Origin of the sequence: Flavobacterium poyangense (genome assembly GCF_011751075.1) — a bacterium.
Lineage (GTDB): Bacteria > Bacteroidota > Bacteroidia > Flavobacteriales > Flavobacteriaceae > Flavobacterium > Flavobacterium poyangense.
Window position 1 is genome coordinate 238029 of record NZ_JAALLN010000002.1, and the last position, 16910, is coordinate 254938.

The 16910-nt window shown below is 35.8% G+C and carries 19 protein-coding genes; 2 read left to right on the plus strand and 17 right to left on the minus strand.

Going from position 1 to position 16910, the window contains the following annotated elements; translation table 11 throughout:
* Nucleotides 1–177: 177 nt before the first annotated feature.
* Both G3A47_RS05890 and G3A47_RS05895 read right to left on the minus strand, forming a co-directional pair.
* Complete coding sequence (locus G3A47_RS05890) at nt 178–1122, minus strand: OmpA/MotB family protein (protein WP_166921256.1); 945 nt, start codon at nt 1120–1122, stop codon at nt 178–180.
* A gap of 167 nt (nt 1123–1289) precedes the next feature.
* Entirely contained in the window at nt 1290–2051 is a 762-nt protein-coding gene (locus G3A47_RS05895; protein WP_166921257.1) for an exodeoxyribonuclease III, read from the minus strand.
* A 119-nt stretch (nt 2052–2170) separates the two neighbouring features.
* On the opposite strand from G3A47_RS05895, the gene G3A47_RS05900 reads away from it, so the two are divergent.
* Complete coding sequence (locus tag G3A47_RS05900) at nt 2171–3973, plus strand: GNAT family N-acyltransferase (protein WP_166921258.1); 1803 nt, start codon at nt 2171–2173, stop codon at nt 3971–3973.
* A gap of 70 nt (nt 3974–4043) precedes the next feature.
* Here the strand turns inward: G3A47_RS05900 and G3A47_RS05905 are convergent, their stop codons facing one another.
* The 6 genes from G3A47_RS05905 to G3A47_RS05930 form a co-directional block, all read right to left on the minus strand.
* Nucleotides 4044–4451, minus strand: coding sequence for a DUF805 domain-containing protein (locus G3A47_RS05905; protein ID WP_166921259.1), 408 nt, complete (start codon nt 4449–4451; stop codon nt 4044–4046).
* A 225-nt stretch (nt 4452–4676) separates the two neighbouring features.
* Complete coding sequence (locus G3A47_RS05910) at nt 4677–4952, minus strand: TM2 domain-containing protein (RefSeq protein ID WP_166921260.1); 276 nt, start codon at nt 4950–4952, stop codon at nt 4677–4679.
* An 18-nt stretch (nt 4953–4970) separates the two neighbouring features.
* Nucleotides 4971–5396, minus strand: coding sequence for a DUF805 domain-containing protein (locus G3A47_RS05915; protein ID WP_166921261.1), 426 nt, complete (start codon nt 5394–5396; stop codon nt 4971–4973).
* 48 nt (nt 5397–5444) lie between these two features.
* Complete coding sequence (locus G3A47_RS05920) at nt 5445–5723, minus strand: TM2 domain-containing protein (protein WP_166921262.1); 279 nt, start codon at nt 5721–5723, stop codon at nt 5445–5447.
* A gap of 27 nt (nt 5724–5750) precedes the next feature.
* Nucleotides 5751–6134: a DUF805 domain-containing protein gene (locus G3A47_RS05925; RefSeq protein WP_166921263.1), complete on the minus strand. Its 384-nt coding sequence runs from the start codon at nt 6132–6134 to the stop codon at nt 5751–5753.
* 191 nt (nt 6135–6325) lie between these two features.
* Nucleotides 6326–7276, minus strand: coding sequence for a 2-hydroxyacid dehydrogenase (locus tag G3A47_RS05930; RefSeq protein ID WP_166921264.1), 951 nt, complete (start codon nt 7274–7276; stop codon nt 6326–6328).
* Nucleotides 7277–7475: 199 nt separating this feature from the next.
* Here G3A47_RS05930 and nhaA point away from each other — a divergent pair, with 199 nt between their 5' ends.
* Nucleotides 7476–8642 carry a Na+/H+ antiporter NhaA gene (gene nhaA / locus G3A47_RS05935; RefSeq protein ID WP_166921265.1) on the plus strand — a complete coding sequence of 389 codons (1167 nt, stop codon included), beginning with the start codon at nt 7476–7478 and terminating at the stop codon, nt 8640–8642.
* A gap of 46 nt (nt 8643–8688) precedes the next feature.
* Here nhaA and proC read toward each other — a convergent pair whose 3' ends face one another.
* The 9 genes from proC to G3A47_RS05980 form a co-directional block, all read right to left on the minus strand.
* The gene (gene proC, locus G3A47_RS05940; protein WP_166921266.1) at nt 8689–9465 is read right to left on the minus strand and encodes a pyrroline-5-carboxylate reductase; all 777 of its coding nucleotides are present in this window, start codon (nt 9463–9465) and stop codon (nt 8689–8691) included.
* A 113-nt stretch (nt 9466–9578) separates the two neighbouring features.
* Complete coding sequence (mgtE, locus tag G3A47_RS05945; protein WP_166921267.1) at nt 9579–10928, minus strand: magnesium transporter; 1350 nt, start codon at nt 10926–10928, stop codon at nt 9579–9581.
* Nucleotides 10912–11697: a 16S rRNA (adenine(1518)-N(6)/adenine(1519)-N(6))-dimethyltransferase RsmA gene (rsmA, locus tag G3A47_RS05950; RefSeq protein WP_166921268.1), complete on the minus strand. Its 786-nt coding sequence runs from the start codon at nt 11695–11697 to the stop codon at nt 10912–10914. Before rsmA ends, mgtE begins: the two co-directional genes overlap by 17 nt.
* 42 nt (nt 11698–11739) lie before the next feature.
* Nucleotides 11740–12216 (minus strand): nucleotidyl transferase AbiEii/AbiGii toxin family protein, encoded by a 477-nt coding sequence (locus G3A47_RS05955; RefSeq protein ID WP_166921269.1) that lies wholly within the window; start codon nt 12214–12216, stop codon nt 11740–11742.
* Nucleotide 12217: 1 nt separating this feature from the next.
* On the minus strand, nt 12218–12403 hold the full coding sequence (locus G3A47_RS05960; protein WP_166921270.1) for a hypothetical protein: 186 nt from the start codon (nt 12401–12403) through the stop codon (nt 12218–12220).
* A 40-nt stretch (nt 12404–12443) separates the two neighbouring features.
* Nucleotides 12444–12755 (minus strand): DUF4286 family protein, encoded by a 312-nt coding sequence (locus tag G3A47_RS05965; RefSeq protein WP_166921271.1) that lies wholly within the window; start codon nt 12753–12755, stop codon nt 12444–12446.
* An 81-nt stretch (nt 12756–12836) separates the two neighbouring features.
* Entirely contained in the window at nt 12837–14618 is a 1782-nt protein-coding gene (locus G3A47_RS05970) for a tetratricopeptide repeat protein (RefSeq protein WP_166921272.1), read from the minus strand.
* Nucleotides 14619–14690: 72 nt separating this feature from the next.
* Nucleotides 14691–15962 (minus strand): serine--tRNA ligase, encoded by a 1272-nt coding sequence (gene serS, locus G3A47_RS05975; protein WP_166921273.1) that lies wholly within the window; start codon nt 15960–15962, stop codon nt 14691–14693.
* A gap of 349 nt (nt 15963–16311) precedes the next feature.
* Entirely contained in the window at nt 16312–16851 is a 540-nt protein-coding gene (locus G3A47_RS05980) for a DMP19 family protein (protein WP_166921274.1), read from the minus strand.
* Between the last annotated feature and the right edge of the window lie 59 nt (nt 16852–16910).

Here is a 16910-nt window from a genome sequence, read left to right on the forward strand (position 1 = left end):
AGGTTCAAAGTTGCAAAGGCTCAAAGGTACAAAGGGAATGTACTATTAGAAATACAGTAAAAGTTATTTTTTTCTAAAAGGTTCTAAGTGGCTGAGCTTTTTCTTTTAACTAAAAAAGGCCCAAAGTAAAAACTCTGAGCCTTTGTTCCTTTGAACCTTTGTACCTATAAAAAGTACTTAGTTTATACTATTCAACATCTCCGCAATTTCATCTAATCTTGGAGTCAAAATAATCTCAATTCTACGGTTCTTCGCTTTTCCTTCCGGAGTGGCGTTGCTGGCCAGAGGTGAGAATTCACTTCTTCCCGCTGCCGTTAGTTTTTGTTTATTGATTTTTTCATTTTCACTCAAAATCGCAACAATTGCCGTTGCTCTCTTGGTTGATAAATCCCAGTTGTTGGCAATAGCTCCTGAATTTGCGTATTGATCATCATCTGTATGTCCTTCGATAAGAACCGAAAGATCCGGATTATCACCTAATACTTTACCTAATTCCACAACTGCTTTTCTACCTTCAACTCCAACAGCCCAGCTACCTGAACTAAAAAGCAATTTGTTTTCCATAGAAACATATACTTTTCCGTTCTTTTGCTCTACCGTCAATCCTTTTCCTTCAAAACCATTTAAAGCTTTAGACAAGGTATCTTTTAGTTTTTTCATTGCAGCTTCTTTAGCGGCAATCATAGCTTCAAGTTCGTTAAGACGACTTGCCGTTTTATCTAAACGCGCTTGCTCTTCAGCTAACTTTTTAGATTTTGCTTCTAATTGGGCTAACAACTCACGATTTTTATTCATGTTGCTTTCCAGGGCATCGTTGCTGTTTTTCTCAAGTGCATTGTACGAATCCTGCAGCACTTTATATCTCTTTTGTTCCGCAGCTAAATCTGCTTTTTGTTTTTCAAGATCTGCTTTAGTAGTTGCCAAATCTTTAGTTAACTTATCACGGTCTAGTTCCAGCTGATTTTTTGCTTTTTTTAAATCTGCATTTTCATCAGCAACAGCGCGATTTTCTTTTTTTAGATCTGAATATTTTGATTCAAGATCGTTGTAAATTTTCTTAGAGACACAAGAAGTTGTAGATAAGGCTAATACCAGTAATCCGATTGAGGCTTTTTTAATCATGTTTATTTAATTTTTATTTGAGGCGTTTACTAATTTAAAACATCTTGTTTATCAAAGTACCGATAGCACGAGTACTTTTTACCTGTTGTTTTCAGCAATGAATAGACATGGCATATAGCCGAATTCTAACTTAAAACGTAATATTCGTCACAATAACAATACCAAAATTACTCAATCTCCACTAAAATTGGGCAATGATCGGAATGCATTGCATCGGGAAGGATAACAGCACGTTTTAGTTTATGTTGCAAAGAGTCGCTTACCAAATTATAATCGATACGCCAACCTTTATTATTCCCACGGGCTCCTGCGCGATAACTCCACCAGGAATAATGATGTGGCTCTTTATTGAAATGACGGAAACTGTCAACAAATCCGGATTTCATAAAGGCATCCAACCAGGCACGTTCGGCCGGTAAAAATCCTGATACGGTTTTATTACGAACCGGATCATGAATGTCTATCGCTTCGTGGCAAATATTGTAATCCCCGCAAATAATCAGATTTGGTATTGTAAGTTTTAACTCGTTTATATAGGTTTGAAAATCATCCATAAACATAAATTTATGATCTAATCTTTCAATATTTGTTCCCGATGGAAGATACAAACTCATTACAGAGCAGTCATCAAAATCAGCACGAAGGTTACGTCCTTCAAAATCCATATGATGAATTCCGGTTCCGTAAACAATATTATTTGGCTTTGTCTTAGACAATATAGCCACGCCGCTATACCCTTTTTTTGTAGCCGGATAATAGTATTGATACGGATAACCTGCTGCTGTTATGTCATCTACCGGAATTTGTTCTTGTGTCGCTTTTATTTCCTGCAGACAAATAACATCCGGATTGGCCTGTTGCAACCAATCGATAAATCCTTTTGAAATTGCGGCTCTGATTCCGTTTACATTATAAGAAATAATTTTCATTACAGTTTTATTTTAGGATTTCAAATGTAATAAAAAAGTGGAAAGTTTGTGTTTGAAACAGCAAAAAGTAGAGTTTTTTGTTATCTTTGTTCGCTGCTCTAATAAATTAAAAATAGTACATGGGTTTAGTTACCGCGAAAGAAGTTGCAAAGGCAATAAATGTTGACAAGTACGGAGTATTTGGTACTTTTTCGGGCTGGATGCTTATGAAGGTCTTAAAAATATCAACCCTCAATAAGATTTACGACCACAATAAACATTTAGAGGATGTTCCGTTTTTAAACGGAATCCTTGATGAATTGCAAATTAAATTTGAAATTCCCGAAGAAGATCTGAAGCGTTTACCAAAAGACGGCGCGTATATTACCATTTCAAATCACCCACTTGGAGGAATTGACGGTATTTTATTATTGAAATTAATGCTTGAAAGAGAGCCTAATTTTAAGATTATCGCCAATTTCCTGTTACACAGAATCGTTCCGCTTAAAAAATACATCATGCCTGTCAATCCTTTTGAAAATCATAAGGATGCGAAATCAAGCGTGGTTGGAATTAAAGAAACTTTACGTCATTTAAGTGACGGAAAACCTCTGGGAATTTTCCCTGCCGGGGAAGTTTCAACCTACAAAGACGGAAAATTAGTAGTCGATAAACCTTGGGAGGAAGGCGCTTTAAAACTAATCAGAAAAGCAAAAGTTCCGGTTGTCCCGATTTATTTTCATGCTAAAAACAGCAAATTATTTTATTGGCTTTCTAAAATTGATGATACTTTGCGTACGGCAAAACTGCCTTCTGAATTGTTAACGCAAAAAGATCGTGTTATAAAAGTACGTATTGGAAAACCAATTTCTGTAAACGAACAAAACGAAATTGAATCGTTTGAAGAATACTCTGAATTTTTAAGAAAGAAGACCTATATGCTTGCTAATCCTTTCGAAAAGGATAGTAAATTATTAGATACTGCCAGTTTAAAAATTCCTAAAGCACCTAAAAAAATTGTTACTCCCGCAAGTGAAACCTTGATGATTGCGGAAGTAGATGCTTTAAGAACCAGTGATTGTCGTTTACTGCAAAGTAAAAATTACGAAGTATTTTTTGCCAGAGCAAAAGCAATTCCGAATATTCTGCACGAAATTGGTCGCTTACGTGAAATTACGTTCCGCGAGGTTGGTGAGGGAACTAATGAATCTATTGACTTAGATCAGTACGACAAATACTACCACCATATGTTTTTGTGGGATGATGAAACCAAAAAAATCGCAGGAGCTTACCGCATGGGATTGGGTTCTGAGATTTATCCAAAATACGGTATTGAAGGTTTTTATCTGAATGATCTTTTCCGATTTGAACCGGAATTGCATGATATGATGCACAAATCGATCGAAATGGGTCGCGCTTTTATCATCAAAGATTACCAGCAGAAACCGATGCCACTGTTTTTGTTGTGGAAAGGAATTATACATACCACTTTGCGTTATCCGGAGCACAAATACCTTTTGGGTGGTGTAAGTATCAGTAATCAATTTTCTGACTTTTCTAAATCGCTGATGATTGAGTTTATGAAGTCAAATTATTACGATCCGTATATTGCACAATACATCCACCCGAAAAAGGCCTACAAGGTTAAACTGAAAGATGCCGATAAAGATTTTATTTTTGATGAAGCCGAATCTGACTTAAACAAATTTGACAAAATCATCGATGAACTAGAACCGGGAAATTTACGTTTGCCTGTTTTAATTAAGAAATACATCAAGCAAAATGCCCGCGTTGTTGCTTTTAATGTCGATCCGTTGTTCAATAACGCTGTAGACGGCTTAATGTACATCAGAATCGCCGATATTCCAGAAAGTACTATGAAACCCGTTATCGAAGAGTTTCAAATAGAATTAGAGCGTAAATTATCTGAAAAAGAAGATTAACACCTTATCATAAAAAACTAAAAACCCGTTTCATATCGAAACGGGTTTTGTTTTTTATATTTAAAACGGATTAAACGAATTCTTTACCTATTTCATCCATTTCGTCGAATTCATTTTTCGGGTCAACACCGTACTCATTTGTACCATTGTCTCCTGCCGTACAAAGAGAAATTAGAAACCAAATGACACCTATCACAGGAATAAATACAATAAACATAAACCAGCCGCTTTTACCAATATCATGTAATCTTCTGACTGTTACTGCGATATTTGGTATAAAAACTGCCAAACTGTATACTCCTCTTAGAATTCCAAACTGCCCATCAATAAAGGTAAACTCAGAAAAATAATCCAAGACCCCAAAAGCCAGGGATATAAGGATACTCGCCAAACAATAATACCAATACTCACTTCTCCTGGCTCTTCCGTTAAAATTTGCGTAGTTCTCAAAAACTACTTTTTTGTACCATTCAATCATAATTAACTTTTTATTTATTTTTTCTTACTCTTAAGGATTTTCAGTTACTCCTTTAAATTTGATCTATTACCAAGGTTAGGTTAAAATCAAATTCCACTGCTATTAGCCTCATTAACAATACCAAACCTATATTTTCAAAAAGGACATAAAAAAAATACAATTTAACTCACCGAGCTAAATTGTATTCTTGAAAAAACCATTGCAATAAATGGTTCTTTGTATTTTTTAGAACCAGCCTTTATGTCCTACCTGATAGGTTTCATAAAATTCATCGTCAGTTTTTGTTAAATACAAGATTCCTTCTACAAGTGCAATTAAAGCACCTATTCCACACAGAAGTCCTAAGATCAATTGAATAACTCCTTCTTTAGTATAACCTAAATAGAATTTATGAATTCCTAGTCCGCCTAATAAGATTGCAAGAATCCCGGCAACAACTTTCTTATTTTCCTGTTTAACAGTTTGTGGAGTATTCCACGATTCTGGTTTTGTAGTTTCCATTTTTATAGTTTTTTTTAGTTATAGTGTTTCAACTTTCCCAATTTCATTAATCTCTTCAATTGGGTTTTTAGGGTCTGGTCCGTATTGATTTGGCCCATGATTTCCCTCTGTAACAAACAAAATAAGAATCCAGATTCCACCAATAAACGGAATAAAAGCAACCAGATAAAACCAACCGCTTCTACCAACATCATGCAATCTTCTGACTACGACTCCCAACGAAGGAACGAGTGTCAATAAGGTATAAATTCCAAAAAGAGCATATCCTACTACAATTCCCGTAATTCCATCTCCAAAAATACCGCCTACTACTCCTCCAACAACAATTAATACAATAGAGATCAGTGCATTCGCAAGTGCAAAATACCAATACTCACTTCTTCTTGCACGACCCTTAAAATTTGCGTAGTTTTCAAAAACCACTTTTTTGTACCACTCAATCATAATAAATATAGTTTGTTCGTTAATTTCTTTTCTTCAGATTTTTATGTTCTAGAACCACCCTTTTTTTCCAACCTGATATGTCTGATAAAAATCTTCATCTGACTTTGTAAGGTAAATGATTCCTTCTATAAAACCAATAATCCCAGCAATACCACAGGTTACAATACTTAAAACGAGTTGAATTACTCCTTCTTTGGTATATCCTAAAATGAATTTATGAATTCCTAAATATCCAAAGATTATCCCCAAAACTCCTGCAAGGACTTTTTTGTTTTCCTGTCTGATTGGTTCCGGTGTATTCCAAGATTCTCTCTTTGTCTCTTCCATGTTTGTTATAGTTCTTTTAAAAATTATTTATTGTTCAGCTTTTCCAATTTCATCGATTGAATCACCATACCCTTTGGGATCTTCGCCATACTCATTTGTACCTCTATCTCCCTCAGTAGCCAACAATATAATATTGTAAATCGGAATCAGGATATACCAGCCGCTTTTACCAATATCATGCATTCTTCTGATTGCAACGGCAATTGATGGAATAAAAACTGCTAAACTATAAACATTCGATATAGGGGCTAAACCAGGCGAGGTTAATGCAGAAATAAAACCTACTCCAAAACCTATTATCATACTTACAATAATATTTGCTAAAAAAAACATCCAGTATTCCTTCCTTCTTGCTCTTCCTTCAAAATTTGCATAGTTTTCAAAAACCACTTTTTTGTACCACTCAATCATAATTAATTATAGTTTGTTAGTTAATTCCTACTCTTTAGGATTTTCGGTTACTCCCTTGGATTCCAGAGAAATCTTATTTAGATTGATTCTTCAAAAAATCGAAAACAATATTATTAAAAATTAACATATAAAACTAATTCTTGGCAGAATATTTACAGGAAAAGACTCGTTATTAAAACCCAAAGTAAAGGTTAAGAAACGGAATAAAGTGCTTTTATTTTATCTACAATTACCTGTGCCAAACGTTCGTGACTCTCAAATGTCCATCCGGCGATATGTGGCGTCAGCAATACATTTTTTGCTTCCAATAAATATTGAAAAGCTTCCGGCGTATTTTTATCCTGAAAAAGAGTCTCAAAAGACAACTTTTCGTATTCGAGAACATCTAAACCGGCTCCTAAAATCTTTTTAGCTTTCATCGCTTCCACTAAATCTGCTGTCACAATATTTTTACCACGTGAAGTGTTAATAATCCAAAATGGTTTTGCAAATGCTTTTATAAAATCGGCATTGACCATTTTATCGGTTTCCGGAGTCCAAGGAAGATGCAGACTTAACACATCTGCTTTTTCCTGCAACTCTGACAAAGAAACCTGTTTAGCGTTTTCATCACCAACATTCTCCAAAATATCATAACACAGAACCGTTGTCTCAAATCCACGTAGTTTTTTAGCAAAAGCTTTTCCCATGTTTCCATAACCAATAATACCAACTGTTTTACCGTCAAGTTCATGACCACGATTAGCTTCCCGGTTCCATTGCCCCCCTTTTATCTCGGCATCAGCCTTATTCAAATTATTAAACAATGACAAAATCACACCCAACGAATGTTCTGCAACAGCGTTGCGATTTCCTTCGGGCGCTGCGATCAGGTGAATTCCTTTTCCTTCGGCATATTCACAGTCAATGCTTTCTAAGCCCGCTCCTACTCTGGCAATAAATTTTAGATTAACTGCTTTGTCCAAAAAAGTTTTGTCAATTTTAAAACGGCTTCGGATTACGATTCCGTTATAATTCTGAATTTTAGCCTCTATTTCTTCTTTACCAGATGTAAAATCTGCTTCATTTTCAAAATTTGCTTCTTCTAATTGTTTCCAGAGAATAGGATGATTGCTGTCGATATGTAGAATTTTTGTGCTCATAAATAAATTTAATTAAACGAATTGAAAAACAAAAATACAGCATATTCTTCATTTTTGAATTCAAAAAACCATAGTTTACCCCCGAAGAAAACGCTCCAACTTTTTTGTTGGCTTTATTTTTTTTAACTTTGAATAATCGAGAAATTTCAAGTCCTTCTTGACTTTTTCTTATTTCTACATCTTTTAGAATATATTCCACATGAAATTAACCAAAACTTTTAAAGCCTTTTTTGCAAACGAAAAATCAGGAGGGCTTCTTTTACTTTTTGTCACCATACTATCCCTTTACCTGGCAAACTCTTCTATACAAACTGATTATATTAGTTTCTGGGAAAGAGATTTAGGCGGACATTCAATCACCCATTGGATTAACGACGGTTTGATGACCATTTTCTTCTTATTGATTGGTCTAGAATTAGAACGCGAAATTTATCATGGGGAATTGTCCAGTATCAAAAATGCTTCATTGCCAATTATGGCTGCTTTTGGTGGTATGCTTATTCCTGCAGCCATTTTCCTTGCTTTAAATTTCGGAACCGATACTCAAAACGGAGCCGGAATACCAATGGCAACGGATATCGCTTTCGCAATCGGGATTTTATCCCTTTTAGGAAGTCGGGTTCCCGCATCTCTAAAAGTGTTCTTAACGGCATTGGCAGTAATAGACGATTTAGGAGCCATCATTGTTATTGCGATTTTCTACACCACCACCATTGCTTTTGTAAATCTTGCCATTGCATTGGGAATTTGGGCTCTTTTATTTGTCTTTAACCGAATGAAAATTCACAATATCATTCCGTATTTAATCGGCGGTGTAGCCATGTGGTACTTTATGCTTAACTCCGGTGTTCACGCCACTATTACAGGTGTTATTTTAGCTTTTGTAATTCCTTTTGGAAATGGAGATGAGAACTCTGTTTCTCATAAACTGGAACATTTCCTGCACAAACCTGTCGCTTTTGTAATTCTTCCTTTATTCGCAATGGCCAACACCTGTATTGCTATAGAATCTGACTGGCACGAGGGGCTAAATCATTCCAATACTTTCGGTATTATCTTAGGATTGGTCGTTGGTAAACCATTAGGAATTTTTCTCTTCTCACTGATTGGAGTTAGCGTAGGTATGTGTACACTGCCTAAAGGCCTTAAGTGGGCCCATATTATAGGTGCCGGAATGCTTGGAGGAATTGGTTTTACGATGTCTATTTTTATTACGATTCTGGCTTTTCACGATCCCGAAACCATTGTTTTTTCTAAAATAGCCATATTAATTGCGTCAGTACTTTCCGGACTCTTTGGTTTCTGCTTTTTAAAATATACTTTGAAACAAAAAAGAAAAACAAAATTCCAAATTCCAACACAATAGTTTGGAATTTGGGATTTAAGATATTCGGAATTTTCACTCCCTCTTTTTATCCTTTAATCTGTTTCAACGACGTTTTGATTCCTTTGATTAAAGAAGAACTGAAACCATTGTGCTCCATTTCATTCAAACCTACGATTGTACATCCCTGAGGCGTTGTTACACGATCAATTAATTGTTCCGGATGTACTTTTTCTTCCAGAAGCATTTTTGCAGCTCCTTTAACGGTTTGAGCAGCTATGGCCAAAGCGGTATTAGAATCAAATCCGATTTCAATTCCAGCCTGCATAGACGCACGAATATAACGCAAAGCATAGGCCGTACCGCAAGCACCTAAAACAGTTGCGGCATCCATCAGTTTTTCGTCGATTATGGGAGCGGTTCCTAAGTCCTGAAACAAATCTACAATAGGTAATGCCTTTTCCCTGTCTTTTTCAGGAAAAGAAATACAGGTAGCAGATTCTCCAAATTGGGCCGCAATATTGGGCATAATTCGGATCACAGGGTATTCATTATTTGTTTTAGCCTGAAGCATATCAAGAGATAAGCCACTCACAGCTGAAGCAATTGTTTTATTTTTAATCACAGGCAAAATTTCCGCCAAAACGGTATCAACCTGATAAGGCTTAATGGTTAAAATCACCACATCTGCCTCCTCAATATTGTGCTTATTATCGGATGAAACTGTAATTCCGTATTCAGACAAATACTGAATACTGGCTATATTTCTCCTTGTAACCGTAACCTGGTTCTGTTTGGAGAATTGTGCAATTCCCAAGGCAATAGAAACACCCAGGTTTCCGCCTCCTATTATATGTACTTTCATTTTGGTCGGTTTTAATTTATTTCCGGCTGATTGCCAGCTTTTTTTTACCGTCACAAATTACACCGATTTTATAGATTTTTAATCACTATAATAAATGAATTTGTGGCAAAAATCTAAAATCCAAGAATCAATTTAGCTACTCCGAAATAGAGCATAATCCCAAAAACGTCGTTAGTAGTAGTAATAAACGGACCAGTTGCTATAGCCGGATCTATTTTATTTTTATGTAAAAATAGCGGCACTAAAGTTCCTAAGGTTGCCGCAAACAAAATCACCACGATCATCGAAATTGAAATGGCTAATCCTACCAAATATTGCTGATACATAACAGAATGATAACCTAACAAAAGCAGGGAGATAATCGTTCCTGAAATCATCGAAACGGTAATTTCTTTACTAAAATAACCGCGACTAAATTCTTTTAATGTTCCGTTGGCCAAACCCTGAACAACGATTGCCGATGCCTGAACACCAATGTTCCCAGCCGTTGCAGAAAGTAAAGGCACGAAAATAATCAATGTAGAATATTTTTGAAATGTCGTTTCATTGCCTTTCAGCACAAACGAAGCTACAATTTCAATCACCATTCCGATTAAAAGCCAAGGTAAACGTGCTTTTGTCAATTCTAAAACACTGTCATTCGATTCTACGTCTTGTGTAATACCCGCCGCTAATTGGTAATCTTTATCGGCCTCGTCTTTTATCACGTCTACGATGTCATCAATAGTAATACGCCCCACCAGACGACCTAATTCGTCAACAACCGGAATTGCCTCTAAATCGTACTTCTGCATGATACGCGCCACCTCAACATCTTCGGTATCTACATTAACAAAATTTAGTTTTCGGATATAGATGTCACTAATTTGCGTTTTGGTGGAAGTTGTCAATAAATCTTTTAATGATAACCTTCCTTTGAGTCGATTTTCATCATCAACCACATAAATAGAATGCACTCTGGATACGTTTTCAGCCTGAATACGCATCTCTTTCACACAAGTTAGTACATTCCAATTTTCATTGACTTTTACCAACTCCTTTCCCATCAAACCACCGGCAGAATTTTCGTCGTAACGCAATAATTCGACAATGTCTTTTGCGTGTTCAACGTCATTTAATTCTGAGATTACTTCGGCTTTGATCTCTTGAGAAAGTTCGGCGATAATATCTGCCGCATCATTGGTTTCAAGCTCATCGAGCTCTTCTGCGATTTCTTTAGGCGAAAGTCGGCTTAAGATATTCTCCCGCAAATCATCTTCCAACTCTAAAAGAATCTCAGCGGTTTTATCACTGTCTAAAACCTTAAAGATATAGGTCGCCTCGTCAAAATCCAGTTCGTCTAAGATTTCGGCGATATCGGCATGGTGCATATCATTCAGTAAAACTTCAAGTTCTTTGTCGTTTTTACTAACAATGTGCTCTTCTAATTGTTGGATTAATTCTTTGCTAACTTTGAACTCCATCGGCTTCTATTTTTTGAGTCAAATCAATAAATTCATCAACGCTAAGTTGCTCGGGACGTTTATCAAAGATAGTGTCTTCTCGCAATTTATCTGATAAATTTAATGTTTTCAAACTGTTACGTAATGTTTTTCGTCTTTGCTGAAAAGCTGCTTTCACCACTGTAAAAAACAACTTTTCACCACAAGGAAGGCTATAATCTTCCTTTCGGGTCATTTTCATCACACCCGATTTAACCTTGGGCGGAGGAATAAAAACATTTTCGTCAACAGTAAACAAATACTCTGTATGATAGAAGGCCTGAGCTAAAACGGATAAGATTCCGTATGCTTTTGATCCTTTTTTCTCGCAGATTCGTTCTGCAACTTCTTTTTGAAACATCCCGGAAAACTCCGGAATCTGATGTTTAAACTCTAGGGTTCTAAAAACAATCTGAGTCGAAATATTATATGGAAAATTTCCAATAATAGCGAACTGTTTGTTCTCGTAAACCTCATTGATATTGTATTTCAGGAAATCCTGAGAGATAATTTTATCTTTAAGCTTTGGATAATTTTCACCCAAATACACCACCGATTCCGTATCGATCTCGATCACGTGGGTATTGATCGGTTTATCAAGCAAATATTTAGTCAGCACACCCATCCCCGGTCCTATTTCTAAAACCTCCTCGTATCCTTCTAAGCTCAAAGTATCTGCAATCGCTTTTGCAATACTTTCATCTTTCAGGAAATGCTGTCCTAAATGTTTTTTGGCTTTTACTTTTTCCATTATTCTATTTTATTTGCCGCAAAGACCAAAAGGCATGAAGCCTTATTTCTTATTGATTTCTCGCAATTGTTGAATATCTAATAAATCTTTACTGCGATTCGCTTTTACTTTACTTGTAATTAAATCTTCTAAAGACAGGACATTCCATTTTAAAAAAGTGTTTTCCTTAACCGTTACTTCCTCACTGTCTTTAAATGCTTCTTCAAAAGTTTTATTTACTGAAAACCTCGTAATTAACTCTAGATCTAAATCTACCGGAGAAAATTTAACGGATATATTTTGTTCCTCTTTTTTTACATTTTCCGGAAAATCATCAATCTCATACCCCATTTCTTTAAAAACTAAAACTAGTTTTTTAAAATTCTGGTCCGTTGTTTCAATCCAAAAATCAACATCTGCAGAATGTCTTTGATAGCCATGAAAATTAACCGCTCCTCCGCCTACCATGATCATTCTAACCTGATGTTTGTTGGCAAAGGAAATAAATTCATCAATGTTTTCACTCCACAGTTTTAACATCTTATCTAGGCTTTATTACAATCTGAAAATTGTCTTTGTTTTTATCCACTTTATTTTTGACAGGAAATCGACTAACACGTTCCATCAAAAGGAGAAAACTCCGAACTCTTTCTGCTCCGGATAACTTCAGAAAATCTTCCTGCCGCTGCCTGTTACTTTCTTCTTTTGTTTGAAATCTAATTTCCATAACTATACTTTAAACTGAATACTGCCTCTATAAACAGAGACTAATGCTCCGAAACAACTTCTAATTCTGTTCTGAAAGAAAGCATTTTATCTGCAAAAAGCTCCAAAGCTTCCTGACGGAATCTTGGTGCATCCTCCATATAATACTGCTCTAAAGTCAGTTTACTGTCTGTGACATACTGAACAGAGTACGTAATACCCCCCATTTCTTCTTCAACCAAAACTTTTACAATTCGAGCAGAAGAAAATTTTCCTGTTCCTAAAATTTCCGGTATGTGTTTCTCCTGCATCCATTTTAACCATTGGTCATGAACGCTTTCGTGTATGTTTGTGGTAACGTTGTAAATAATCATTTTTTCTAAGGTTCTAAGGTTCTGAGATACTGAGTTTCTAAGTTTTCCCTTTGGAATTTGTTATTTCCTTTTTTTAGAATTTTATAAATTCGTATCTCCCCGCAATTGGCGGTATTTTTTTCTTGCATCAACAAAGTAAATACTATCCTGATGGTTAAAAATTATCTTTTCATATAAAGGCTTCGCCTTTTCTGTTTCTTTCAATTCGTCGTTATAAATTTCTGCTGAGAAGAACAATGCTTCGTCAACATAAATTCCATCACTATGATGGTCAATTATTTGCTGATACTGACTTAAAGCCGAACTATAATCTACCAGGCTTTCGTAAATTTTACCTAAACGCAACATTGTAACAGCTTCGATTTCCTGTCCCTTAAAGGTTTTTAAAATTCCCTGAAACTGAGCAATGGCCTCCTGTTTTTTATTTTGGTACATCAGAAAATCACCTTTTGCAAATTGTTTCAGCGCTGTTTGTGTCGAATCGGCAACTGTGTTATCATTTATCAACAAAAAATATTCAAGAGCATCGTTGGCAATCAATTGTGTATTGGCCGATTTTAATTCTTTAAACTGTTTTAAAGCCCATTCAAAATCAGTTTTATAATAACTCGTTTTGGCTGCTTTCAAACTCGCTTCATGCGACATGACATCATTCTTTAAATCCAATTGAATTTGCGAATAATAAATCAATGCCTGATTGAATTTTTCTTCCAAAAGCAAAATGTCTCCCAACTCCATTTTAGCATCGGCCTGTTGGTAATCGTTTAGATTAAGTTCCAGCGCCTTCTTAATAATCGTCTTACCTTCTTCGGGCTTTTTCAGATTGAAAGCCACAAAATGGGCCTGAATTATTTGCAAAGATAAGGTAAAAGGAGTTATTTCATAGGTTGTAAGCAATTGTTGCAATTCTGTATCGATTGCAGGGTAGTCTTTTTCCTGTGCTTTTGCAATTTTAATCTCCATCAGACGGGCATTAGTCTGAATCAACAAATCTAAATCTTTGGTATTTAAAAGAATAAAATTCAAAATCTCTGAGGCTGTTTCAGTATCATCTTCATTTAATGCAAACTGACTCAGATTGACAATACTCATTAACGACTCCGGTTCTCTTTTATAAATCGCTTTTTCCTGAATAAAAGCTTTCCCGAATTCTTTCTGCTGCACATAAAACCAACTCAAATAATGATTCCAGAATACATCCTGGTCTTTTTGTGTTTTTAGAATTAGTGCTTTTCGCATCGCATCTTTAAAAGCAGTATTATCTGCCTCCCCATTCATAAAACGGGACAATTGCGTTTGAATTAAATTGGCGTTTTGCGGATTCTGATAAGATTCGGTTAACAAAAGATCAATCATCAGATCGGTCTTTCCCAACTGACCGTACAACATTCCGATTTGAAAATTAAAATTGTAATTGGGTTGTATTTCCATTGCCGTTTGATACGACTTTAACGCATACTCCAGCAGTACTTTTTTCTCAAATGAATTTCCAATTCCGTAAACATCATTTGGATTGGCTCTGATTTTTTCAATCGCCTGCTCGTAATACTCTTTGGCTTTGGATTCGTTTTTCTGAAGTTGAAAATTATATCCTAACTCTACTAAAAAAATACCTTGTTTGTATCTGTTGTATCTTTCCTGAATCGCTTTTTGAGCGATATCAAATTGCTGTAATTGCTGGTAGCAATCTACCGCTCTTAAAAAATACTGACTGTTGGAAGGAGAACCGCTTAAAAGCTGTTCGTAGCTAACTTTAGCTTTTTCAAAATCGCCTTTATCGTAGTAATATTGAGCCAATTGCTCATTTTGTGCAAACGTAAAAGCAGACCACAACAAAACGATATAGATAAAGATGTTTTTCATATTTCAGTTTTTTTAGTTGTAGCGTATAAAACCCGACAGGTTTTAGAAACCTGTCGAGTGTAAATATAAAAGTTAATCTATAATGTCAAATCCACAGTAAGGACGCAACACTTCCGGGATTACGATTCCTTCCGGTGTTTGGTAGTTTTCCAGAATTCCGGCCAAAACTCTAGGCAAAGCCAATGAACTTCCATTAAGCGTATGCGCCAATTGGTTTTTACCATCTTTGTCTTTGAAACGCAACTTAAGGCGATTTGCCTGAAACGTTTCAAAGTTAGAAACAGAACTGATTTCTAACCAACGATCCTGTGCTGTAGAAAACACTTCGAAATCATAAGTCAAAGCCGACGTAAAGCCCATATCACCACCACAAAGACGTAAAACTCTGTAGGGTAATTTCAATTCCTGTAAAATGTTTTTTACATGCTCTACCATTCCGTCAAGCGCTTTATATGAATTGTCCGGATGCTCGATACGAACAATTTCTACTTTATCAAATTGATGCAAACGGTTTAATCCTCTAACATGCGCTCCATAAGAACCTGCTTCACGACGGAAACATGGTGTATAAGCCGTATGCAAAATCGGTAATTCACTTTCGCTCAAAAGAACATCACGAAACAAATTCGTAACAGGAACCTCAGCCGTTGGAATTAAATACAAATCATCAATTGTAGAATGATACATTTGTCCTTCTTTGTCCGGCAATTGTCCTGTCCCGTATCCTGAGGCTTCGTTTACCAAATGAGGCACCTGAACTTCATTATATCCTGCAGCTGTATTTTTATCTAAAAAGTAATTGATTAAAGCACGTTGCAAACGAGCACCTTTTCCTTTGTAAACCGGAAATCCTGCACCCGTAATTTTCACACCCAATTCAAAATCGATGATATCGTACTTTTTCACTAATTCCCAGTGAGGCTGCGCACCTTCGTGCAAAACCGGAATGTCTCCTTCTTCAAAAACATTCAAATTGTCGTCCGGAGTTTTTCCTTCGGGAACAATATCAGCCGGAAGATTAGGCAATGTGTATAATTTGTTTGTCAATTCGGTAGCCAAAGCTTCTGCTTTTTCACCCAATTCTTTACTTTTCTCTTTTAAGGAAACGGTTTTTTCTTTTAAGATTGCGGCTTTAGATTTCTCTCCCGCTTTCATCAATTCACCAATATCTTTGGACAATTTATTAGATTCAGATAAAACGTTGTCTAATTCTACCTGCGCAGCACGACGGTTTTCATCTAATTGCACCACCTCTTCAACAACGCTTTTAGCATCGATATTTCGTTTTGCTAAAGCCTTGATTACTTTCTCTTGATTTTCTCTAATAAATGCGATTTGTAACATAGCTTGATTTTTGTAACTATTTTATTTTTATATAAAGGAAGCAAATTTAAGGAAATGTTTGTTAAGATTAAGGACAAAGTTGTCCGTAAAAAAGAATTTCACAGCCTTACGCAAAACTAACACATAAAGAAACGGCAATTCATTCAATTTCGACGAAGGAGAAATCACATTGATACTTCGACAAAGGAAACCGCTTGTCATTCCGAAGAATGAGGAATTGCACCGGTAACTCCGTACAGAATGTTGCCAATCTTTGGCGAATTACTGGTGTGATTTCTCCTAAAGTCGAAATGACATATTGTACTTATTTTCTCATTCTTCGGAATGACAAAAAACGGCGTATATCTATCTAAGCTCTCTTAATCTCATGCCCCACAAACTCTTCTAAAACAGCAAACATCTCATCTACCGAAAGTACTTCGGTATCGGGATGTGATTTTAGAAATTCTGCATTAAGTGCAACCAGATTTTCTTCCAGTTCAAAAAAAGTATCATTGTTTAGTAAATCTCTTGTTGGGTTTACGCCTTCAAATTTCCCTTTTAAAAACTTACCAATCTTAACACTGCTTAACAATCGGACTCTTTTGGCTTGTGTTTGAAACAATTCTAAATGCTTCTCGGCGCCAATTAAAGCCAGACCTTCTTCAATTAATTCATTCAATTCTTTATTCCAGCCAGAATCATAGACAAATTTTGCAAAATTGCCTTCGGTGTATTTTGAAGTATAATAGTCTAAGTAATAACTCATCAATGCATCTTCATGAATCAAATCGTCGTCGATTTTTTCCTCACGCATCAGATTTATTACCGAAATATTTGAGTTAATAACATCCTGAGGATCTTCGCTGTTTGCTGCTGTTTCTGAAATAATGATTCTTCCGAATTCCATTTTGAGTATGTTTAATGAATTGAATGCAAATTTCGGGGAAAATAATGGAGTAAAGAAAT